The 22,025-nt window shown below is 59.2% G+C and carries 19 protein-coding genes; 8 read left to right on the top strand and 11 right to left on the bottom strand.

What is annotated here, in order from left to right; genetic code table 11:
• Positions 1 to 335, top strand: a 335-nt coding sequence (locus tag WAW39_RS20125; protein ID WP_422320954.1) for a hypothetical protein, incomplete at its 5' end; no start/stop codon positions are given.
• A gap of 57 nt (positions 336 to 392) precedes the next feature.
• On the opposite strand, the gene WAW39_RS20120 is transcribed toward WAW39_RS20125, so the two are convergent.
• The 4 genes from WAW39_RS20120 to WAW39_RS20105 form a co-directional block, all read right to left on the bottom strand.
• Positions 393 to 815, bottom strand: coding sequence for a type II toxin-antitoxin system VapC family toxin (locus WAW39_RS20120; protein ID WP_422320953.1), 423 nt, complete (start codon positions 813 to 815; stop codon positions 393 to 395).
• Complete coding sequence (locus WAW39_RS20115) at positions 812 to 1,099, bottom strand: hypothetical protein (RefSeq protein WP_422320952.1); 288 nt, start codon at positions 1,097 to 1,099, stop codon at positions 812 to 814. Before WAW39_RS20115 ends, WAW39_RS20120 begins: the two co-directional genes overlap by 4 nt.
• Before the next feature lie 122 nt (positions 1,100 to 1,221).
• Positions 1,222 to 2,058: an acetyl-CoA carboxylase, carboxyltransferase subunit beta gene (gene accD, locus WAW39_RS20110; protein ID WP_422320951.1), complete on the bottom strand. Its 837-nt coding sequence runs from the start codon at positions 2,056 to 2,058 to the stop codon at positions 1,222 to 1,224.
• Between the two features lie 144 nt (positions 2,059 to 2,202).
• The gene (locus WAW39_RS20105) at positions 2,203 to 2,985 is read right to left on the bottom strand and encodes a double zinc ribbon domain-containing protein (RefSeq protein ID WP_422320950.1); all 783 of its coding nucleotides are present in this window, start codon (positions 2,983 to 2,985) and stop codon (positions 2,203 to 2,205) included.
• A 53-nt stretch (positions 2,986 to 3,038) separates the two neighbouring features.
• On the opposite strand from WAW39_RS20105, the gene purT reads away from it, so the two are divergent.
• The 4 genes from purT (at position 3,039) to WAW39_RS20085 (ending at position 6,584) form a co-directional block, all read left to right on the top strand.
• Positions 3,039 to 4,220: a formate-dependent phosphoribosylglycinamide formyltransferase gene (purT, locus tag WAW39_RS20100; protein ID WP_422320949.1), complete on the top strand. Its 1,182-nt coding sequence runs from the start codon at positions 3,039 to 3,041 to the stop codon at positions 4,218 to 4,220.
• Between the two features lie 49 nt (positions 4,221 to 4,269).
• On the top strand, positions 4,270 to 5,112 hold the full coding sequence (locus tag WAW39_RS20095) for a transglutaminase-like domain-containing protein (RefSeq protein WP_422320948.1): 843 nt from the start codon (positions 4,270 to 4,272) through the stop codon (positions 5,110 to 5,112).
• Between the two features lie 82 nt (positions 5,113 to 5,194).
• Positions 5,195 to 5,626: a hypothetical protein gene (locus tag WAW39_RS20090; protein WP_422320947.1), complete on the top strand. Its 432-nt coding sequence runs from the start codon at positions 5,195 to 5,197 to the stop codon at positions 5,624 to 5,626.
• Positions 5,627 to 5,783: 157 nt separating this feature from the next.
• A complete protein-coding gene (locus WAW39_RS20085; protein WP_422320946.1) occupies positions 5,784 to 6,584 on the top strand; it encodes a hypothetical protein in 801 nt (266 codons plus the stop codon).
• A 295-nt stretch (positions 6,585 to 6,879) separates the two neighbouring features.
• On the opposite strand, the gene mtnP is transcribed toward WAW39_RS20085, so the two are convergent.
• Entirely contained in the window at positions 6,880 to 7,752 is an 873-nt protein-coding gene (mtnP, locus tag WAW39_RS20080) for an S-methyl-5'-thioadenosine phosphorylase (RefSeq protein ID WP_422320945.1), read from the bottom strand.
• A 135-nt stretch (positions 7,753 to 7,887) separates the two neighbouring features.
• Between mtnP and WAW39_RS20075 the strand changes: the two genes are divergently transcribed.
• Both WAW39_RS20075 and WAW39_RS20070 read left to right on the top strand, forming a co-directional pair.
• The gene (locus WAW39_RS20075) at positions 7,888 to 8,133 is read left to right on the top strand and encodes a YgdI/YgdR family lipoprotein (RefSeq protein ID WP_422320944.1); all 246 of its coding nucleotides are present in this window, start codon (positions 7,888 to 7,890) and stop codon (positions 8,131 to 8,133) included.
• A complete protein-coding gene (locus WAW39_RS20070; protein ID WP_422320943.1) occupies positions 8,130 to 8,699 on the top strand; it encodes a Maf family protein in 570 nt (189 codons plus the stop codon). Before WAW39_RS20075 ends, WAW39_RS20070 begins: the two co-directional genes overlap by 4 nt.
• Before the next feature lie 2 nt (positions 8,700 to 8,701).
• Here WAW39_RS20070 and WAW39_RS20065 read toward each other — a convergent pair whose 3' ends face one another.
• The 4 genes from WAW39_RS20065 to WAW39_RS20050 all read right to left on the bottom strand — a co-directional run bounded on the left by WAW39_RS20065 (position 8,702) and on the right by WAW39_RS20050 (position 19,518).
• Positions 8,702 to 10,132 (bottom strand): hypothetical protein, encoded by a 1,431-nt coding sequence (locus tag WAW39_RS20065; RefSeq protein WP_422320942.1) that lies wholly within the window; start codon positions 10,130 to 10,132, stop codon positions 8,702 to 8,704.
• A gap of 554 nt (positions 10,133 to 10,686) precedes the next feature.
• Positions 10,687 to 13,131 carry a DUF3656 domain-containing U32 family peptidase gene (locus tag WAW39_RS20060; protein ID WP_422320941.1) on the bottom strand — a complete coding sequence of 815 codons (2,445 nt, stop codon included), beginning with the start codon at positions 13,129 to 13,131 and terminating at the stop codon, positions 10,687 to 10,689.
• A 17-nt stretch (positions 13,132 to 13,148) separates the two neighbouring features.
• The gene (locus tag WAW39_RS20055) at positions 13,149 to 17,300 is read right to left on the bottom strand and encodes a beta strand repeat-containing protein (RefSeq protein ID WP_422320940.1); all 4,152 of its coding nucleotides are present in this window, start codon (positions 17,298 to 17,300) and stop codon (positions 13,149 to 13,151) included.
• A 481-nt stretch (positions 17,301 to 17,781) separates the two neighbouring features.
• Entirely contained in the window at positions 17,782 to 19,518 is a 1,737-nt protein-coding gene (locus WAW39_RS20050; RefSeq protein ID WP_422320939.1) for a molybdopterin-dependent oxidoreductase, read from the bottom strand.
• A gap of 123 nt (positions 19,519 to 19,641) precedes the next feature.
• Between WAW39_RS20050 and WAW39_RS20045 the strand changes: the two genes are divergently transcribed.
• Positions 19,642 to 20,547, top strand: a complete 906-nt coding sequence (locus tag WAW39_RS20045; protein WP_422320938.1) for a diacylglycerol/lipid kinase family protein — start codon at positions 19,642 to 19,644, stop codon at positions 20,545 to 20,547.
• On the opposite strand, the gene WAW39_RS20040 is transcribed toward WAW39_RS20045, so the two are convergent.
• Complete coding sequence (locus WAW39_RS20040; protein ID WP_422320937.1) at positions 20,429 to 21,562, bottom strand: pseudouridine synthase; 1,134 nt, start codon at positions 21,560 to 21,562, stop codon at positions 20,429 to 20,431. The two genes, WAW39_RS20045 and WAW39_RS20040, sit on opposite strands and share 119 nt — an antisense overlap.
• Positions 21,563 to 21,574: 12 nt before the next feature.
• Positions 21,575 to 21,727: a small basic protein gene (locus WAW39_RS20035; protein WP_395732737.1), complete on the bottom strand. Its 153-nt coding sequence runs from the start codon at positions 21,725 to 21,727 to the stop codon at positions 21,575 to 21,577.
• Between the last annotated feature and the right edge of the window lie 298 nt (positions 21,728 to 22,025).

Below are 22,025 nucleotides of genomic sequence, written 5' to 3'. Positions count from 1 at the left end.
CCCTCTGTACCGCCCCCCTTTCCCCCCATCTGTATCTACCCACATTGCCAGCCCGTGAGAAGATTCACCCCATGAACCCCCACCTCACGCTCGCTCCCGTGTTCGCCGTCATGTCACCCGAAGGACTCCTTGGCCTCAAAATCATCGGCATCATTGGCCTCATCATCCTCATCCCTCTTGGCGTGCTCCTTTACCGCAACCAGGACCGCCTGTTTGGCCACTCCACCGACACCCCCAGCGAAACCAGCGGCTCCCTCACCTACGGCCTCGCCCAGACCTGGCTCGTCTATGTCGGCCTCATCCACCTCACCCTCTGGCTCACCTTCGGACTGTAAAGCAATACCCTTGACACAGCCCGTCAGGATTCCTGCCGGCCTTTGCAAACGGCATGATCATGGCTGCCAGGGATTCACGACAGTGACTCCAGTTCCAATGAAGTCAGATTCGTTGCGAGTAACGAGGGTGAGCCCATGCACGAGCGCAGTGGCGGCGATAAGTGCATCGTGATCAGGATAAGTGCGGATGGCATGCAGCTCGGCTGCCTGACTTGCAACAGCGGCATCCACGGGCAGGAGAGTGAGAGCAAACTTTGGCAGCAGGAAATCATGATGCCAGGTCTCCAGCCTGCCAGCAAAGGCGGGGTCACGCCTGGCCACCTGCAGGATGCCACGCCGGACCTCGACCAGAATGATCACACTGATGAAAACAGGCACCGCTGCTATGCTACGATGCCAGCTGAAGAACCGAGCATCTCCCTTCGGCCCCTTGCGCAGTTCGGACACTGCCACGGTATCCAGCAATAGCCCCTCGCTCATGGAAAAGCGTTAGGTCTGCCAGAGTCCTGCGTGCGCGGCATCAGAGGCAAGTCACTGTCTGCGAGCGCCTCGTCGTAAAGCTCGCCAAGCATGGCCGTGGTCGGCAGCGGCAGTTCAGAAACGCGACCACCGGTCTCCGTGGTGTTAACGGGGGAGGGCTGAGGCTTGCGTAGTTCACGCCTCAATAAGTCGGTGAACCAGGACGAGAGCGTCTTGGACTCCACTCCGGCACGCTGCTCGGCCGCCGTGCACAGGTCGTCGGGGAGTTGCAGGGTCATGTTCATGCGAGTGAACTTAAGCGATTTGAAAACGTCGGCAACTGCTTCCCATTCATCAACGTCTTCGGTGCCACCGCACAAAGTCGAATCACACGCGGCTCAAATTGATCAAATTCAGCTTTCTTCCTTCACTTCGCCCCCACCATGTACCGCAGCACCTTCGCCAGCGTGGCACGCATGTCCTTGCGATCGACAATCATATCGACCAGGCCATGCTGCATCATGAACTCCGCCGTCTGAAACCCGGGCGGCAGATCCGCATGCGTGGTTTCCTTCACCACACGCGGACCGGCAAAGCCGATCATGCATTTGGGTTCGGCAATGATCAGGTCTCCCAGCGTCGCGAAACTGGCGGTGACACCACCCGTCGTCGGATGCGTGAGCACGGAAATGTAAGGCAGACGCGCCTCGGCATGCCGGGCCAGCGCTCCGCTCGTCTTGGCCATCTGCATCAGGCTCAGAATGCCTTCATGCATACGGGCACCACCGGAGGCGGAAAACACGATGACCGGCTTGCGCTCCGCCGTGGCGGCTTCGATGGCGCGGGTGATCTTTTCACCCACCACGCTGCCCATGCTCGCGCCCAGGAAACGGAAATCCATGATCGCCACCAGGACGGCAACGCCCTCAATGTTCGCACGACCGGTGACAACCGCCTCAGTCAGTCCGGTCTTAGCCTGGTAGGCCTTCACCTTGTCCAGATAGCCTTTGAAGCCCAGGGCGTTCACGGAGTCCAGGCTCTTGTCCATCTCCACAAAGCTGCCTTCGTCCACCAGACTGGCGATGCGCTCGTCCGAAGCGATGGTGAAGTGGTAGCCGCAGCTCGTGCAGACTCGGAGGTTTTTGGCCAGTGCCTGCTCAAAGAGGCTCTCATTGCACGAAGGGCACTTCGTCCAAAGGCCTTCCGGCATGTCGCGCTTCTTTTCGCCTAAATCGTTAACGTTGCGTTTTTTGAAAAATCCCATGGTAGGTCAGTCGGTATGGGCGTCCGGCATCTCCAGACCTGATGGTGCGCCTCCTCGAATTGCATGTCGCAGGAGTTGCAGGGAGGAAGAACCACCCGGCGTTCACACTGTCAGGCCCGGCCAAAGTCGGACGCGGGGCCGATCCTAGCCGCGTGTTGTCGTGATGACCACCACTTTTTCTGCTCCCCCCACCCGCCGGAGAACCCGCGCACACTCGCTCGTCGTCGCCCCCGTGGTGAAAACATCGTCCACCAGTAGGATGCGCCGCCCCTGCAGTTTGATCGGACGCTGCCACCGCCGCACAGGCCGTACAGCAAACGCCCCGCGCAGGTTTTTCAGCCGCTCCTCACGGCTCAGTCCCGCCTGCTGATCCGTCTCCCGCGTGCGCACTAGCGCCTTCGCCGCCGGGATCCCCGTCAGCCGGGACAGCCGGGTGCACAGCTCCCAGCTCTGATTGAACTCCCGCTCCTTTTCCCGGCTGCGATGCAGCGGCACCGGCACCAGCAGCCACTCCCCCAGATTTTCCCCGGCCAGCCGTGGCTCCTCCAAAACACGCAGCATCAGCGTCGCCAGCGCCCCGCGCAGATGCAGGCGGTGCTCGTACTTAAATTGGTGAATCAGCTCCCGCATCACCCCCTCCGCATGGCAGGCCGCCACGGCAAACTCAAACTCCAGCCGCCGCCCGCTGCAGTTTCCACACCGAAACTCCTGCGTAATCGCTCCCTCATAAACCTCCCCGCACACGTTGCAGTAAGGCGCCTCCACCAGCGGCAGCGCGTCCGCGCAGCCCCCGCAAAACCACCCCTCCCCCACCGGTGCCTTGCACACACAGCACAGCCTCGGATACACCAGATCCACCCACGCCCGCCACATCGGCTGCATCAGCCGCTGCACACGCGATGGATCTGGAGGACCGGGAAAGGACATGTTCCAGACTAAATGCGATTTGAAGCCCGCCAACTGCAAGCCTAAATGCAGCCATGGCACGCATCGGCACACCCCTTTCCTCCTCCGCAACCAAGGTCATGCTTCTCGGCTCAGGCGAGCTCGGCAAAGAAGTCGTCATCGAACTCCAGCGCCTCGGCTGTGAAGTCATCGCCGTGGATCGCTACGCCAACGCCCCCGCCATGCAGGTGGCCCACCGCAGCCACATCATTTCCATGCTCGATGGCGAGGCCCTCCGCCGCCTCGTGGAAGTGGAAAAACCCGACTGCATCGTCCCGGAAATCGAGGCCATCGCCACCGACACCCTCCTCGAACTCGAAAACGAAGGCTTCCGCGTCGTCCCCACCGCCCGCGCCGCAAAGCTCACCATGAATCGCGAAGGCATCCGCCGCCTCGCCGCCGAGGAGCTCGGCCTCAAAACCTCCCCCTACATCTTCGCCGCCACTGAGGAGGAATTCCGCGCCGCCATTGAGAAAATCGGCATGCCCTGCGTCGTGAAGCCCATCATGAGCAGCTCCGGCAAGGGCCAGAGCGTCGTCAAAACAGCCGACGACATCGCCCACTCCTGGCAGTACGCCCAGGAAGGTGGCCGCGCCGGCAAGGGCAAAGTCATCGTCGAGGGCTTCGTCGAATTCGACTACGAGATCACCATGCTCACCGTCCGCCACGTCGGCGGCACCTCCTTCTGCGCCCCCGTCGGCCACACCCAGATCAAAGGCGATTACCGCGAGTCCTGGCAGCCCCACCCCATGTCCAAGAAAGCCCTCGATGCCGCCGAACACATGGCCGGTGCCATCGTCGAAGCCCTCGGCGGTCGCGGCCTCTTCGGCGTCGAGATGTTCATCAAAGGCGATGACGTCATCTTCAGCGAAGTCTCCCCCCGCCCGCACGACACCGGCCTCGTCACCCTCATCTCCCAGGATCTGAGCGAGTTCGCCCTCCACGTCCGCGCCATCCTCGGCCTGCCCATCCCCAACATCCACCAGCACGGCCCCAGCGCCAGCTGCGCCGTCCTCGTCGAAGGCGAATCCTCCAAAGTCCAGTTCGGGTCCCTCGACCACGTTCTCTCCGAGCCCGACACCCAGGTCCGCCTCTTCGGCAAGCCCAGTGTCAGCGGCCAGCGCCGCATGGCCGTCACCCTCGCCCGCGCCGAAAACATCAACGAAGCCCGCGCCAAAGCCCACCGCGCCGCCAAGGCCATGGAAATCCGATTGTAGTGCAAGTTCATGATTGCGTCCGGCGTTCGGGGTGTGTTATCACCTCCAAATGCCTCCCAGTGCTCACCTGAGCCATCTCATCAAACTGCTCGATGACGACTCTGAAGTCGTGCGTCACGCAGTTCAGGAGGAGCTCAATGGCATGCGCCGCGAGCTGCCAATGCACATTGGAAGCTTGGAGACCCCGCTGTCTGCCGAGGAAGAAAAGCTCGTCGCGCAGTTGCTCGAACCCGCACGGCGCACCGAACTCGAAGAAACCTGGATGCGCTGGCGCTGGATGGAAGGCCCCGACGCGCAGCTTGAGGAAGGCCTCAGCCAGCTCTCCGCCTTTCTGAACGGTTGGAAAACTCAGTCCGCCGACTTGGCGAAACGTCTGGATGCACTGACAGAGGAAGCCTTTGCCGAAAAAGGCCGCATGGATGCGCATGAACTGGCCCAGTGGCTCTTTGCCTCGCACAACGGCGTCACCCGTTTCCGTGGCAACAGCAAGGACTACTACTCGCCCGCAAACAGCAACCTCTTCTGGGTGCTCGACACCGGCCTCGGCAATCCCATCAGCCTCTGCTGCCTCTACCGTCTCCTCGGTCATCGCTTCGGCTTGGAAATCGAAGGCTGCAATTTCCCAGGCCACTTCCTCTCCCGCGTCAAATACCGCGACAAGACCTGGCTGGTCGATTGCTTCAATCGCGGGCGCTTCATGCTGGCCGCCGATGTGGCCAAACACCACCCTGCCGCAAATCCCGGCATGGAAGACCTCATCCACGAGCCCGCCACCGCCGAAGCCACGCTGCTCCGCATCCTGCGCAACCTCGACGAGGCCTACGAACGCCTCGTCATGCTGCCGGAACGTCAGTTCATGCGCCGTCTGGCCGTGAAGCTGATGGAAGATTAGCGACCTGTCAGGGAGCCGTAATGCAAGATTACGTTGCTGATCCCACTGTTAGGCGCTTCTACCCGCCCCCTATAACTGAACGATGAATCAATACTTTTGCCACGACTGCGCCCTGCGCGACGGCCTCATCAATCCGCTCGATACTTCGATGCTGAATCTGACCGGCACTCCTTACCAATTTGACAAGTATCTCAAACACACCGCGCCCACACGCGGTTACCAGAACTTACTATCCATCTTCAACCGTCCCGAATACGGTGACTATTTGGGCTACACGGTCAACACGTCTCTGTCTGGCTGCGTCGAGATAGATTCGGCCGGACGCACCAATCTCATATGGTATGCTGGCAGGCATGTCGGTGTCACATACAAGGACTCTCGATATTATTGCCCAGACGATTCGATCAAGGTTGTTCTTTACGATAACTTTACCGGCATCCATTCGTTTCCCGTGAACTGGGAACTTCAATACATCAACCGGTGCAAGAAATGCGACCGCCCCATTCTCTCTTAACAACCGCCACACCTAACTATACACTACAGCGAACTACTTCAGCTGTCACGCTGGCTGATTTGCCGCCTTCGCCCGAGCAGCCATAGCACCAGCTTCCGACCTCTTTAAGCTTGGAGTCTTTGGGCGTCGCTACATGCTATTCTATGCCACTTGCAATATGAGTTCTATTATCCTGGAATTACAGTCAGAAGCTATGGACGCCGATACAAATCTTGGCAGCCTACTGCGCAAGTCTCTTGCAGTCGCAACGAAGCTCCAACTCACAGATTGGATTGCTTGGTGCAAGTGCGAGCTTAATGGATACTCAGGTGAAGTGAACATTCCCAAATACCGCGCTCTCGAAGGCGAACTCAAAATGTTCAACCCCTACAACGGCGTTTGGATGCAGTTTGTAGGTTTGGGACCCATCAAGAGTTTCTGCTCTCAATCCATTGCTGAGGTTCAGGAGTTAGCGAGAGGAAACGGTATGATATGCCAAGCCGTTTCTCCGGAGGTCTACTCACGGATTAGCGACGTCATCACCCCTCCGAAGCTAATACTACAAAAAACCAGTCTGGTAGGGATTCTGGATGCCGTCCGCAATACCATTCTGGACTGGACGTTGAAGTTAGAGGCCGACGGAGTATTGGGAGAGGGAATGACTTTCAGCCAGCAAGAGAAGAAGACAGTCATGAAAAACGAAACGAACTATCATATTGGCACTTTTAGTGGAGTGCTCGGAAATATTTCTGGCGGCAACGTGCAGATTGGCGATTACAATCAAATCGAAGCGGCACTGAAATCAGCAAAGATTCCCGAAAAAGAGCGCAAAGAATTGAAGGAATTGATGAGCGAGTTTCCAAAGGCAAGCCCAGACAAGAGGCCGAACATCGTTGCGAGGGGGGTGGCTTGGACAGTCCGCAATGCAGTCTCTCTCGGCGCTCTTTCGGATTCGATTCGGGAATGGTTTCAGAAATGACCGATGCGGCCTAACCATCCGCTGTAGTGAACCGCTCCGGCTGCGACGCTAACCGCTCCGCCTCAAGCTATACAGTGGGAAGCGCCTCTTCTCCTCGGAGTCGCATAATCTGCTTGAGCATCGAGACGTATATTTGACGGCGTCACTTTCTGTTCTTTTGGACATTTTTGCGAGGTGCTGGACGTGCCCGAAGGGAAAAGCGGCATTTCAGTTTCTCAAGCATCCACCCCGGGGCCTTGTTCCATCGTTTCCACAGATGTCTGGAATCCGCGCTTTTGAAATGCCCAGTCAGGACTCACACAAACCGCTGCAGAATCGGCAGCAGGTTCTCCACCGTCTGCTCGGGCCACAGCTTGCGGTCGGTCATCAAGGCAGAATCCAGCGCACGATGCTCCGGCCAGTTCGGTTCCGTGGGAATGTTCGGAATGACGTGAGCGAGGATGGCCTTGGAAGCAGCGACGTTCGCATGCAGATGTCCAATAACAGACTCGGCGGTGACAGCCTCCTCCTCGACTTTCCAGCAGTCGTAATCCGTGATCATCGCCAGAGTGGCGAGAGCGATCTCCGCCTCCCGTGCCAGTTTCGCCTCAGGCAGGTTCGTCATGCCAATCACATCAAAACCCAGCTGCCGGTGCGCATTCGATTCGGCGCGGGTGGAGAAAGCAGGGCCATCCATGCACACGTAGGTACCGCCATTGTGAACCTTCCGCCCCTGCGCCACGCAGGTCTCATGCAGCAGCGCGCGCAGGCCGTCAGAAATCGGATCGCCAAACGCCACATGCGCCACGATCCCCTTGCCGAAAAAAGTGTGCTGATCGCGGCGGCTGGTTCGGTCAAAAAACTGATCCGGCAGGACAATGTCGCGGGGATGGTACTGCTCCTGCAAGCTGCCCACGGCAGTCACCGCGATGATCCAGCGCACGTTCAGACTGCGCAGCGCCCAGATATTGGCGCGGTGGTTCAGTTCCGTGGGAAGGATGCGGTGCCCCTTGGCGTGGCGGGGCAGAAAATACACCCGGCGCCCGGCCAGTGTGCCGGTCACGAGCACATCCGAGGGGGGGCCAAACGGCGTCTCAACGCTGATCTCCTCACGATTTTCAAAGCCTTCAAGGTCGTACAGGCCGGATCCGCCGATGATACCGATGGCTGGAGGAAGATTTTGACTCATGCAGTCAGGGTAGAAGGCACAAAGTCTGCTTCAACTGACAACATCGTGACGCTTGAAAATGTCTCTCGCCTGAAGGATGAACAAAAACACCGAAAGTCGCGTCTTAACAGTATCGTTATTTCCCCATCCACCGCCATGAATGCCATGCGCCGTCTCCTGCTGCTTCTCCCCGCCATTTCCTTCGTTTCCTGCTCTGTGCCGGACATGTTTGCCTCTTCGACTCCGCACAAAATCAAGCTCAAGGACGGGCGTGAGGTGCCTTGCGAGGGAGCACCCCAGTATCAGGAAAAGACCGGCTACTACCGCTACCGCACGCCGGACAAGCGTGACGCTGTGATCCGTGCGGATGATGTCGCCACTATTGTGGAGAAGCGGGCGTGAGCGGGCCTTCGCTCGTGCTCGCCTCCGCCTCACCGCGCCGGCTGGAGCTGCTGCGTCAGGCAGGCTTCGAATTTGAAATCGTCTTGTCGCAGGTCGAGGAGGCCCACGATGCCTCTCTGACACCCGAACAGCTCACCTTGGAAAACGCCCGGCGCAAAGCCTTGGCCGTCAGCCTGACCCGCCCTAAAGCACTCGTCATCGGTGCCGACACCTTGGTTTACGTCGATGGCGATCCACTGGCCAAACCCGCAGACCTGGAGGAAGCGCTCAGCATGGTCCGCCGCCTCTCGGATCGCACCCATGAAGTCTGCACCGGAGTGGCGTTTGCCCGCGATGGCACTGTGGTCCGTGAATTGCATGTCATCACCCATGTCACCTTCAAGCCGCTGACGGACGACCTGATCCGCGCCTATCACGCGAGGGTAACCCCTCTCGACAAAGCAGGAGCCTACGGCATTCAGGAATGCACCGACATGCTTCTCGAACGCATGACAGGATCATTCACCAACGTCGTCGGCCTGCCGGTTGAGGAAGTGACCTCAGCTCTGCGTGATCTGCAGCGCTGAGCCTACTTCATTTTGAAGTACTCTTCACCCTTCATGACCATGCCATCTTCTCTGACCACAGTGAACGAACCGTTGTTGCGCTTGGCCATCGCATCGATCTCAAACGCAGCGTCCACCTGGGCCATCACGCTGGTGTGAATCACACTCATGGGCAGCTTGCGTTTGTTTTCAGCCGTCACGATGTCGATCCATCCCTGTTCATCAGAGTGATTGCCATCGGTCATGAAGAAAATGACATCGGGCTTCGGGTTCGCACTCAATGCCATCAACAATCCAGATCCCCAATTGGTGTATATTCGGGAAGTATTCGACCGTTGAATGACCTCAACACTGTCCTGAAGGGTAAACTGAGTTGCTTGGATGTACTTGAAGACGGGGATTTTCGCCTGCTTATAATTGTCCGGCGTGATTTCCCAGTAGCACTTCGCAAGCCCCTCCTCATCAGTGGTGCCCACTTGGTTGTGCGGCCAGGCGAAGTCGGAGAAGTAGAGCACTTGGTAGGCAGTTCCAAAGGGGATACGCTTCACTGCCTTGATCAGCTCCTTCTTCAGCAGATCAAAGCGGGTCGTTCTCGGGCCGTCAACTTTCAAAGGCTGCGACATGGAACTGGAAAAATCCACCACAAAAACCACGCGCCTCCCAAAGGCGGTCTGACCCAAGAAGTTGAATTTGCCGCCAGTCCCGACACCGGCCCCAAAACCGCCACCCGCACCTCCCAGGCCCATCGGCTGGCTCAACCCCATGCTGGGCGCCTTGCTCAGGTCCATGCGATTGTTGATCTTCGAAAAATCGATCACTTCCATGGCCGGCATCTCCGGCAGCACAATGTTGGAAGACAAGGTCTGCACCGTGATCTTCCGCATCTTCGGCTTCTCCTTCAGCCAGGGATTCTTTTTGGTCTGAATCTTGTGCGTCAGTTCTGCGGCGGCCGCCTGCGACTGCGCCGAACTGCCCCCGGGCAAGAAGTCCACCTGCCGGTCCATCACCTGGCTCACGCCCACAAAAGTGGCTGTCAACAGCAGGAACAGATGCACGCCAAAGCTCATGCCCAGCGTGCGCAGGCCGATCTTGTCCGCCAGTTTTTGCCAGCGCTGCTTTTTAGCCTGCTCCGGATCCAAGGGTTCCTCGGGCGGCGGTTTGGGGGCAATGAACGGCTTCGGCTCTTTGGCAGCCCTCTGTTCCTCGTTCCCCTTTGTTTTGTCTGACGACCCGTCCTCACTGCGCGGCAGTTCACTGCCTGAAACGACCTTGGATGGTTTCTCCTCAGCCGCCGCCTGTGCTGCCTGAGAAACATCATCTACCAGCTTGGGAAGCTCCATTGCTTGCCGCGGCTGAACCTTCTCCGCTGGAAGTTCCAGTTCCTGGTGTCGATCCTCGATGAATTCCTCGTCTTCTGCGGACGAACGCTCAGCGTGCAGCTCCATCTCGCTCACGGGCGTCTCAGACATCGCTTCCTGAACAAAAACCGGCGGCTCAGGTGAAGCTGCCACCTCCTCATACACCGGCTCCTCCGCAGCCATCGCCTCAGCACTCTCCGGCTGAGGCGGATTCTGCTCGGCATGCCCCGGCTTAACGATCTCTTCGTCCGTCGAATCGACGGTCGGCAGGAAACTGAAATCGTCGAAAGAGTGCCTGGACATGGCGGCCGGATTCTGGCGGGTAATCCTCCACCGTTCAAGGAAGTTCCTTCACCCGCAGCAAACCATGGGTCCCCGCAGACCCCGCCCCTGTCCTCCCGAATAACAAGCAGCTCTTCTGAGTACATAGTTCGGGATCGTAGCCCGTTCTGGAAGCTCCGCATCGCCCCAAATTTGAAATCAGCCAGCGCATGTATTGTAGTCCCGGCTTTAGCCGGAATCTGGAAACGTAGTTCGTGCAAACAGCTCCCGAACAAACTCCCCTGTGACTCTCCGTTCCACAATCCAACCACCTTGAGTTCAGGTGCTCCGTAGCTCGACCTGTCCTTCGAAGCTTTAGCGAAGGAGGATCAGGCCAGTTCCGCCCAAGTCCCCCGGGTCACGCCCAGCTGGCTCTGCGCCTTCAAATCACGCCAGATTTCATCGCCATCTCGCTGGCCGCTCATCAGCTCCTGATAAGTCCTCAATACGATCATCGCCTCGTCGGCATTCTCTTCCAGCAGCTCCACACGGAAGCAGCGCAGCCCGTGCTCCCGCAGTTCATCAAAAAATTGCGCACCCGTTTGCGCCACCGCATTGAACAGCGTGTTGCGGCAGCCAACGTCGGCTTTAAGCGGATGGTGCATGCCCACGCGATCCTTCAAATGCACACGATGTTTGTCACACGGACGTCCGCAGTTGGTGAAGTCGGTCCCCTTGCTCAGGAACGCGGCAAACACGCAGTGCTCCATGTGAAACATCGGCATGTGCTGGTGCAGGGTCAGCTCAAACCATGAAGGCGGCGCAGCAGCCAGCAAATCAACGACCTGTTCAATGTTGAGGTCATAGCTGATCGTCAGCCGCTCCAGCCCGGACTTCTTCAAAATCTCCGCCGTCAGCGGATTCGCAACGTTGAGCGAAAAGTCTCCCGTCATCGGGATGCCCGCATCCTTGAAAAACGACATCGCCCCCAGATTCCGAATCAGCACCCCATGCGGCTCCGCCCGCTGGATGAGCTTGAAGAAACCCGCCTCGCCTGACTTCTGAATGCGCGGCGTCGCCAGCCAGACCTGCGCCGTGTCACTGCGCTCCTTGATCTGCTTCACCAAATCCGCATACAGCCGGATGTCTTCAAAATCCAGATACAGCCTCGGCACCCCCAGCACCAGCGCCGCATCGATATGCGCCTGCGTGCGGCACAAGGCGTGAAGCTGGAGTGGCTGAGAGTCATCAGCGATCCCTCTCGAAGGCATCAACGATTCAAGCGTCTCGGTGATCTGCGCCACAGGTGCCGCTGGCGAATCACCTTCACTCCAAGCCGCAATCAAATCACGCCGCATGCGGTTCAGTTCGCTGATCGGCAGCATGACTTCGCCCACCACATCAAACTGCACCTCACCCAGTTCAAACTCCGTGCCACCGAGGCGGTTGAACTGCTCAATGAAGGCCCCCGGCGTGAGCGGTCGCTTCATCGCCGCCTGCAGCGCCATCGTCGAAGTCACCACATTGGCACCCGATTGCACCACCAACGGTTCACCCACCTGGCCGGTCACATGAAGATCCAGTTTGCGCTGCTTGCGGATGGGGATGTCACCTTCAAACGACTGCCGCAGCGCACGATTGAGCGCAGGATCACTCGTTTTGAAAACGCGCATGCCCAGCTGCACATCCTGCATGCGCAAATGCCCATGGCGGAAGCTCAGCGCACTGCCGCGCATCTCATACACACTGCCGCCCTGCTCATAGTTGGTGTCGGACAGGTTCTCAAACACCACACCATCGCCCGGCTTCATGGCGATGTGCAGCTCATCCAGCTCCAGCGTGTCATCATCAATGATCCGCGTCACCTGCCCGACAAACGGACCGCGTTTCTTGCCGTAGTAAGCGCCTACCAGCTCCTGATGATTCACACCATGCATCCAGCCCGGATACAAGCCGCGTGAGAAGGTCATTTCCAGCGCGTAGCGGTCCGCCTCGCTCGCCGGAGCCGGTTGATTTGCCAAAGCACGGTCAATCGCCTTGCGATACACCTGCGTCACACCCGCCACATACTCCGGCGTCTTGAGACGCCCTTCGATTTTAAAACTGCGAATACCCAGCTCGATCAGCTGCGGAATCTCATCCACCGCCGCGAGATCCTGCGGCGAGAGCAGGTAGCGCTTGTCGCCAAGGTCACGCGGCTCGCCATCCACGATCATTTCATACGGCATGCGGCAGGCCTGCGCGCACTCGCCACGGTTCGCACTGCGCCGCCCCAGCGATTCGCTGGTCAGACACTGCCCCGAATACGCCACGCACAGCGCCCCATGCACAAACACCTCCAGCGGCACCGCCGCCGCTTTGAAACGCTCCAGCTCACGCATGGAAAGCTCACGCGCCAGCACCGCTTGGTCGATGTTCAGCTGCTTTGCAAACTCCAGCCCTTCCGGTGAAGTGATCGTCATCTGCGTGCTCGCATGCAGCCGCAGTTTCGGCGTCAGCGCCTTCACCATCCTTGCCAGTCCCAGGTCCTGCACGATCACCGCATCCACTCCGCTGTCCTCCAGCAGGTGCAGCTGCTTCTCCGCATCCGGCAGCTCCTTGGTGAAGATCAGCGTGTTGAAGGCCACATACCCCTTCACCCCATGGTCATGCAGAAACTTCATCAGCTCCGGCAGATCCTCCTCCACAAAATTGTCCGCCCTCAGCCGCGCATTGAACCTCGGCATGCCAAAGAAAATCGCATCCGCCCCGTTCGCCACCGCCGCACGGGCACAGTCCCAGTTACCGGCAGGGGAGAGAAGTTCAGGCTTGGGGAGTGGAGAGGAATAAGTCACGGCAGGGGGGAAAGAGATTACCCCGATTTCCGCATCTTGCAGCCTTTATGCTTCAGCATTTGCCACCCCCAGGCTCTGCGCCGGCGCACGACACCCAGCCCCAGTCCCAACATCAGCAGCATGGCACGTCCAGGTTCTGGCACCACGTAGATGATGCCATCCGTCAAAAACTGGTCCGTATTCCAAAACCAGCCGTTGGCCAGCATGGTGGCGCTGATTTCCAGGCTCAGGTCTCCTCCAATGGCAGCCGCGTTGAATCCTCCGGCCACGATGGCCGCAGCACCTCCATTCACGGTGCCCCAATCGATCAGATTGTAGACATCGCCAAAGCCGGGGCTGTAACCGCTGCCAAGCTCCACCTTGATCGTGCTTCCCGCCGCAAGGGTGAGCGTGCCCTGGACCACGAGTGCATCATGATTGCCAAAGCTGCCGTTGAGCAGGCCCGCCGTCTGAATGCCATCCGTAGGAGTCGCCTCATTGCCCGTGGCTCCCGCGAGGGTAAAAAGCGCGCGTGGTGCCGCAGCGCTGCCGCCCCCGGTCAGCGTGAGGCTGCCAGTGCTGACATCCGTAAAGGTCAGTTTGCCAATGCCTGCACCGCCATTATCCCCCGCACTCAGCAGTCCATTGACGACCGTGGCCCCCTGCACAACACCCGATCCCGAAAGAGTGGCACCACTGCTGACAACCACCGCACCCGTACCGCTTTGTCCCGCACCCGCCTGTCCCACCTGCAGATTCCCTGCGGTCACCTGCGTCGTTCCCACATACGTATTGGCACCCGTCAGCGTGAATCTGCCCGTTCCCTGTTTCACCAGTCCACCGGCACCGACCATGGTGCCTGAGTAAGTGGTGTCAGTAATGCTTCCCGTCGTCAGCCGCGTGCCCGGAGTGCCCACGGTATCCGCAGCGGCGATGGTGCCCAGGTTGACAGCGCCACCTCCCGAAAGAGACAAGATCGTCTGCGAAAAATCCGCGAGACCATTCGTCAGCGCCAGCATGGCGGTGGCATCATTGGCGATGGTCACCGCAGAGTTGGCGGACAAGGTGTTGACTGCACCGGCCATGAGTGTGCCCTTGTTGATCGTCGTCGCGCCGCTGTAGGTGTTCGCCCCCGTGAATGTCTGCGTTCCTTCACCGATCTTGGTCAGCGCCATGATGCCCGTGCCGGTGTCTTTGATCGAACCGCCGAAGAAGGTCGTGGCGGCTGCGGTGTCGGTGACGAGTGTGCTGGCGTTGTTGTCGCCGATGGTGAGGGTGGAGGTGCTGTTGGCTTTGCCGTTGGTGATGGCCGTGTTGGCGTGCGTTCCGTAGGAGATCAGAGAATTGATGGTCTCGTTGAAGCCGTTGAGGTCAAGAGTGACGGGAGTGGTGCTGCTGCTTCCGCTCAAAATCACGTTGCCTTTGCCCAGGCCATTGGGAATGACCTCCGAAGCTCCAAGGCGGATGGTGACGTTGGCGCTGTTGAAGGCGGTTGGAGTGGCGGCGAAGTTGGTGTTGATGGAAAAGTTGCCGGTGAAGTCGTTGGCGGTGCTGTTGAGCTGAATAATGTTGGTGCCACCCGCGCCGCCAGAGAGATCGAGGGCATAATCACCAGTTATTTTCCCAGCAAAGGTGGTGACGGAGCTGGCGTTCACGGCACCGAGACGGGTGTCTCCCGTGAGGTTGATCTGGCCGGTGAGAGTTTGACCGCCGCTGAAACGTATCGCGCCGGGGATGCCGCCTTCGCCGTACCCGGTGCCTGCGAGGTTGAATGTCTGGGCGTAGGTGCCTCCGGCATTAAGCCAGAGCTGGCCACCAGCAGTGACGGTGACGGCCCCGCTGCCCAGGCCGCCGACGTTGTCGAAACGGTTGCGCCCCTGGGTGATCACGGTGCCACCAGTGTGGGTGTTGACCCCGCTGAAGACGACTTGATTGCCGGAGCCGGTACGAATGAGCGTCACGGCACCCGTACCGTTGTCCGTGATGGAAGAACGAATGAGAATTTCGCCCGTGCCGGAATTATTGATGATGACTTCGCCAGCCGTGTTGTCGGCTCCGCCGGCAGTGATCGCGCCAACGTTGTTGGCAGATCCAATGGTAAGCGTCGGAACGCCCGAGGTGACTTGGCTGCCTTGGTTCCAGATGGAGCCGGTGGCACCAAGCCGGAGGGTCTCGCCTGCGGCAATGTCAACAAGACGGTTGATGGCGGCGTTGCCGTTGCCTGCATCGTTGCGCACCATGAGGGTGTTGAGGTTCGTGATGCCCGCCCCGGTGGTGATTGTGGCGCTGCTGTCGCTGATCAACAAGTTGGAGGTCGCGGAACTCACGATGTCTCCACCAGCATAAGCGCTGTATTGCGTGGTGGCGGCGACGACATTGCCAAGCGCCGTTCCTGCGGTGCTTTTGACGGCCCAGTCATTGCCCAGCAGAGCCCATCCGCCCAGGATGCCGCTGGCATCATTGGCTGTCGTGATGACGATGCCATTGGTGCTGCTCTGCGTGCCCGCAGCAGAAGTGAACTCCAAAACACTGCCACGATCACGCGTGATGTTGCCGAGCTTCACAACAGTGTCAGCATTGGCGGTCCCTTGCGTGACAGTGACGTAGCTGCGACCGGCCAGAAGGTAGGTGTTGTTGAAAGTTTGAGAGACAGCTTCGGTCCCCGTGGTGGTGTTGCGACCGGCGACCGTGAGCTTGCCCCCTCCGAGAACCAGACGGCTGGAGGCGCTGATGATATCCGCAGTGGGGGCGGTGATGGTGTAAGTATAAGTGTTCGTCCCCGAGGTAGCGGAAGAAATGGCGGTGGAGTTGAAGTCGAGCTTGATTCCGCCCGCGTTGGCCTGGGTGACAGAGCCGCTGGTGGGATTGTGTGAACCGCCGAGGATGGTGGTGTCCCCGGTGTAAGTATTGGAGGTGCTGGAGATGTAGGTGGCGGTGACAGCGCCGGTGGCAGTGGTCGTGCGAGTGACGGTGATTTGTTCGCCACTCAGAGTGAGTGTGCCGGTGCCGATCTTGGTGAGACCACCGCTGCCGCTGAGAGCTCCACGGTAGGTGGTGGTGCTGTCGTTGTTGCCGGTCTGCAGGATGATGGCTCCGCCTCCTGCATCCTGAAGCGTGAGGTTGCTGGTGCCCTGAAGGCCGCCAGTGATGAAGGTGCCAATGCCGGAGGCAAAGCTGATGTTCTTGGTGTTCACGTCGAAATTGACGAGATTGATCGTGGCATTCTGAGCCGCACGCGCGTGCCCGAGAAGGAAACCACCCGTGGTGGTGTTGATGTTGTTTGAGGTGAGTGTGCCAGTGAAGGTGTTGGCATTGGTGAGACTGACGAAGCCTGCTCCGCCGTTGACTTGCAGGGTGCCGGCACCAGCAATGATGCCGGAGAAGGTGGTGTTGGCGCCGCCCTGGGCAAGATTGAGCGAGGCATTGCGCATGAGGATGAGGCCGCCGCCCTCGATGGTGCCGAACTGGTCGTTAGCTTTGGTGTTGAGGACACCGCCGGTGTTGACAGTGATTTTGGCGGCGTCGCTGATGCTGTTAGGGTTAGTATTCCAGAGGAAGGCGCCCCCGCTGTTGATGACAATGCCGCTGGTGGTCAGCTGGTTGGCACTGCCGCCTGTGCCTTTCAGCTCGAAGGTGCCTGCATTGATGGTGATGGCCGCTCCGCCGAGATTGAAGAAGCTGGCGTTGCCGGAGGTGCCGAAATCGAGAGTGATTTTGCCGAGGCCGTTTTTGGTCAGCCCGGTGCTAATCATGCGCGCGGTGATGGTGGCGTCCATGTTCTGGACGTTCACGACGGGGGCGGTGCCGGTAAGAGTGAGGATTTCGACGGAGCCGAAGTTGTTCGGGGATGAGACAAAAGCAGTGGCAGGAGCAATCGTGATATGACCTTCCTGGAAATTGAGACTGCTGGCGGACTGGCTTGGAGAGAGCGTCACCGTGTAAGTGCCCGTGCCGTCTATGCCTGCGGCAAAGACCACGTCGCTGCCAGTCGCATACGCTCCGGTGCTGCTCAGACCCCGCGCATCCGTGCTCCAAAAACTGTCCACGCCCCAGATTCCACCGGCGTTACCAGAGTACACTGTGGCTCCATTGGTGTCCCAGTACAACGTCGCCGCATGTGCCGGGGCGCAGGCCACGATGGAAAGCAGGAGCACGGTGAAGCGCACGCCTCGTGTGAAGATCACAGACATTATAGGGTTGGGACTGGTTTTTTGCGTTCGCACCGAAGCGCGAAAAAGGGGGGTGAAACGGATACCCTTTCCCACCGTCTAGACCAGCCAATTCTCGTCCGAAAAACCCTCAGAATACGTTGAATTATCGCGGCAAATGCCACGCATAAACCACCTGAATCTTTACTAACGGCCTACCATCGTGAAACCCCATGCGTCAGCATGAGGTCAGTCTCCGACTAACATCGCCCCAGCAATAATCCCCTTCGCCTTGCGCTCTTTCTCGCGCTCCAGCAGCTCCTCCTCAATGGCCATGCGATGACTGCCTTAACAGAATTAACCGAATTTCAGGATGATAACAGGCTGACTCTGAAACCACCCCACGCACTCGCAGAAGCGGTTTTTATACCATCCAATGCACATCGGACGCCGAGCCACCCTTCAGAATAAAAAAATCCTGAAATTCAGCCATCTTGTAAATCCTGTCTAAACGGGCACCAAATCACCCAACGATGATCCCCTTCGCCTTGCGCTCTTTCTCACGCTCCAGCAGCGGGATCTTCTCACCCGTTTCGATCACCTGCACCCCTTGATCACCGATCTTGGAGAACGTCAGCCCATTCAAAGCAGTGACCTCAGTGCTGAGACGTTTGAAGACATCTTCCACGGTATGGATGCCGTTCGAGCCACCGCAGGCGACAATCAGGTCGCGCAGGATTTCCCACGTGTCGTGCGCGTTGCCAGGGATTTTGACGGCCTTGTTCAGCCGCTGAAGTCGACCGGTGACATTGATCATGCTGCCACGCTTTTCCGCGTAGGCAGTACCAGGAAGCACCACGTCGCTGAGTTCCGCACTCGCATTGGCGAGGATGTGCAGCGAAGCGATGAACGGCACCTTCTCAAGATCACGCTGGTTGAATCCCACCTTCAGCAGGTTTTCACCCAGCGCGAGCACCACCCGCAGACGGCCACGGCTCATGAGTTCAGTGATCTCAGCCAGCTTGGCACCGGGTTCGATGCCAAGAATCAGCTTCGCACCATTCGTGTTCGGATTGAGGTCGTCAGCACGGAGGTAGTTGTCGGCACCGCCGGTGCGTGGAATGACATCCACATTCGTGGTGCCAAGCTGCGCAGCCAGATGCTTCACAAAAAAGAGTTCTTCATTCGTCATGCGTGCGCTGGCGATGATGGCGATCTCCTCGCCCTTCTTGCCGGCAAGTGCAGTGGCGATGTTGCTCAGAGCCGTCTTCCAGGTGGCGATCTGATGTTTGCCACCCGACTTGATCATCGGATCCGTGAGGCGGAACTCGCTGTTCACGAAGTGGAAGTCGAGGCGGCCGCTGTCGCACATCCAGGTGGAGTTGACGTCGTTGTTGTCACGCGGAGTCTGGCGGTAGATCGTGTCGCCACGGGCGCTGATCTCCATGTTGCAGCCACGACCGCAGCCCGTGCAGATGCTGTTCGTCTCGTTCAGGAACCAGACGCGCTGCTGGAAGCGGAAATCATTCGAGGTCAGAGCGCCCACCGGACAGATGTCCACCGTGTTGAGCGAGTAGTTGTGCTCCAGGCGCTTGCCGGGATGCACCGCCAGCGTGGTGAAGCTGCCACGCTCGGTGAAGCCAAGCACAGGCTCATCGGCGATCTCGGCAGTGAAACGGATGCAGCGGCTGCACATGATGCAGCGCTCGTCATCGAGACGCACGCGCGGGCCGATGTCGACATTCTTCGGCTTCTTGACCTTGTCTTCACGGAAGCGGCTTTCGCCCTTGCCATGCTCCACGCTGAACTCCTGCAGACGGCACTCGCCGGCCTGATCGCAGATCGGGCAGTCGAGCGGATGATTGATCAGGAGGAATTCCATCACGCCTTTGCGGCACTCCTGCGTGAGGACGGACTCCGTGCGGATGCCCATGCCTTCCGCCACGGTGTTGGCGCAGGCAATCACTGGGCGCGGCATCCAGCCGATCTTCGGCATGCCATGCTCGTCTTTCTCAGGCTCGGTGCCCGGGGCCGGACGTGGCGGCATGCCCATCTCCACCAAACACATGCGGCAGTTGCCGGGGGAGGAGAGTTTCGGGTGGTAGCAGTAGTGGGGAACTTCCTTCTTGGCCTGCTTGCACGCCTCGATCATGCGCGTGCCTTTGGGGAACTTGTGCCAGACACCGTCGATCTGTACATTCACGAGATCAACAGGCGGTGGAGCGGCAACGGGGGCGGGAGCTTCGGCGGGGGCAGGCATGAGCGAAGAGGAAAGGGGGCTAAGGGCGATTATCGGAGCCGCTCGGAGAGGGGCAACCCGATTTTGTGAAAAGTTTCACAAGCGTCCGACCATGAGACTTTGCGAAGTCCCGCGCCACGTGCCATGAATGCCGCCCTCATGCCCATTCCGGTCATCCTGAATCCCGCCGCACGCAGCACGAAGGCTGCCTCCCTTGAGCATGCCCTGCGCAGGCTCTCCCCGGAGCCGGAGCTCCACCTGACCACCGGTCCCAGCGATGCCACCCTCATCGCAGAGCGCCTCGCCACGGAAGGTCACGAACTCGTCGTCGCCGCCGGTGGAGACGGCACCATGAACGAGGTGCTGCAGGGCATCTGCCGGGCCAACGCCCGCCGCAAACCCGGCGAAAAGCACACCTCGCTCGGCGTTTTGCCGCTGGGTACGATGAATGTCTTTTCCGTGGAACTGAAGCTGCCCGGTCGCGACATCGAAGCCTGCTGGCGGGAGATCACCAGCGGCCAGCGCAGTGAGGTCGATCTATGGATGGCGAACGAAATGTACTTCGCCCAGCTCGCCGGAGTGGGTCTCGATGCCCAGATCGTCCAGGAAACCTCCTGGGAAGCGAAGAAAAAATACGGCCCGCTGAGCTATGTCATGAGCGCCGTGAATGTGCTCATGCGGACCCCGCCGACACTTAGCGTAAAAATCGAAGGCAAAGCTCCCATGCTTGGCACCGTGGTTCTGATTGGCAATGGCAAGCACTACGGCGGGCCGTTTCCCCTGTTCCGCAATGCTTCCAACACTGACGGCAAACTCGATCTCCTCATCTTTCGCGGCCTCGGCGGGATGGAATTCATCCAGCTGCTGCGCGGCATGCTGTTAGACGGCTACCACGAATGCGATGATCTGGACTACATCCAGACCAGCGAATTCACCGTGACGACGGACCGCGGCGAGGCCCCCGTGGAGCTGGACGGCGAGCTGGCGGACCTGACCGCCCCCGTGGTTTTTCGTCCCGCCCCGTTTCGCCTGAGCGTGAGCGCGGGCTGAAAGTCCTGGACTTGGGCTTGGAATACGAAGGCTTGTCTCCGGAAGACCAGCTTGCAGAGCCGCTCTTCTTGCCACGCGGAGCAGGCTTGTCTTCAGAGAAGCGGGCCGTAGGGCCACTCTTCTTGCCACGGCTAGGTTTGTCTTCGGAAAAGCGAGCCGTTGGGCCGCTCTTCTTGCCACGGGTGGGCTTGAAACCACGCGGTTCGCGGGCCTCAGCTTCATGCACACGTGGCGTAGCGCGCTTGCGTGCTGCGGGGCGGTGATCTTCGATCCCGTCATCCTGTTCTTCACCAGGCTTGATGCGTTCCAGCTTCGGCTTGGCCGGCTCTTCCTTGAAGAAGCGTTCGACCTCCGTCGGCGTGAGTTCTTTATAGGCACCTCGGGCAAGACCGTGAAGTTTCAGCCAGCCGATGCGGATGCGGGTCAGGCGTGTGACCTCGTAGCCGAGGTAGTAGAGCATCATGCGGATCTGACGCTTGAGCCCCATCTTGAGAACGATGTGCGCCCGGTAGTCACCGTCCATCCAGGTGCGTTCCGCACGGGCGAAACCTTCCTCGGTCATCATGCCCTTGACGAGCTTCGCCATCACGTCCGGATTGAGCGCCTGATCGACGACCACTTCGTATTCTTTTTCAGCACCCTGGCTCGGGTGAATGATCCGGTGGGAGAGATCTCCGCGATTCGTCAGGAGAATCAGGCCTTCGCTGTCTTTATCCAGACGGCCGACATGATGCAGATTCTGGTACTTCAGCGGCAGCAGATCGTAGATCGTCATGCGGTCCTGCTTGTCCCCACGGGAGCACAGGTAGCCTTTCGGCTTGTTCAAAACGAGAACGACAGGCGTCTCGGCACGTACCGGAGAACCATCGACGACCACCTTGTCCTCGGGCTGGACCTTCGTGGCAAGCTCGGTGATGACGTGCCCATTGATGGACACGCGACCGCCGAGGATGATTTCCTCCGCGCCACGCCGTGAGGCAATGCCGCACTGGCTCAAATATCGGTTAAGGCGCACAGGGGGAAAGCCTTACTCCGGCTTGGTCTTCGGAAGGTTCGTCGGAAGACGTCCTTCTTTCCACTGGCCACGGGATTTGAGAAGCTTGACGCGCTCACCACGCTTCAAAACGCTGCGCTTGGTGCCGACGGAGCCGGAAGTCTTGAGGCTGCTATGCTGGGACATGATTCTAAAGGGTCTGGGGGTGAAAAAGGGCGCGAAGAATAGCAGCCCCCGACCGGGGTGCAAGGGGTTTGTACGCGCTGGCCCAGGGCGAAGAATGACGAATCAAGCCCGAATGACCCAAATGCAGTGCAATAGAAACCGTCAAACACGACCGGAATCCGGCGCTCCATCATTTGAGCGCTCTAAATAGTTACGTTTGAGCTGAATCCCGGGCAGCCAAAGCGGCTCTCCCTCTCCCCGCCCCTGGCAACCGAGACACCAAATCCTTTTCTTCGGGGAGAGGGTTGGGGTGAGGGGA

Source organism: Prosthecobacter sp., from assembly GCF_049294395.1.
Lineage (GTDB): Bacteria > Verrucomicrobiota > Verrucomicrobiia > Verrucomicrobiales > Verrucomicrobiaceae > Prosthecobacter.
This window is presented reverse-complemented; position numbering and strand designations above follow the sequence as displayed.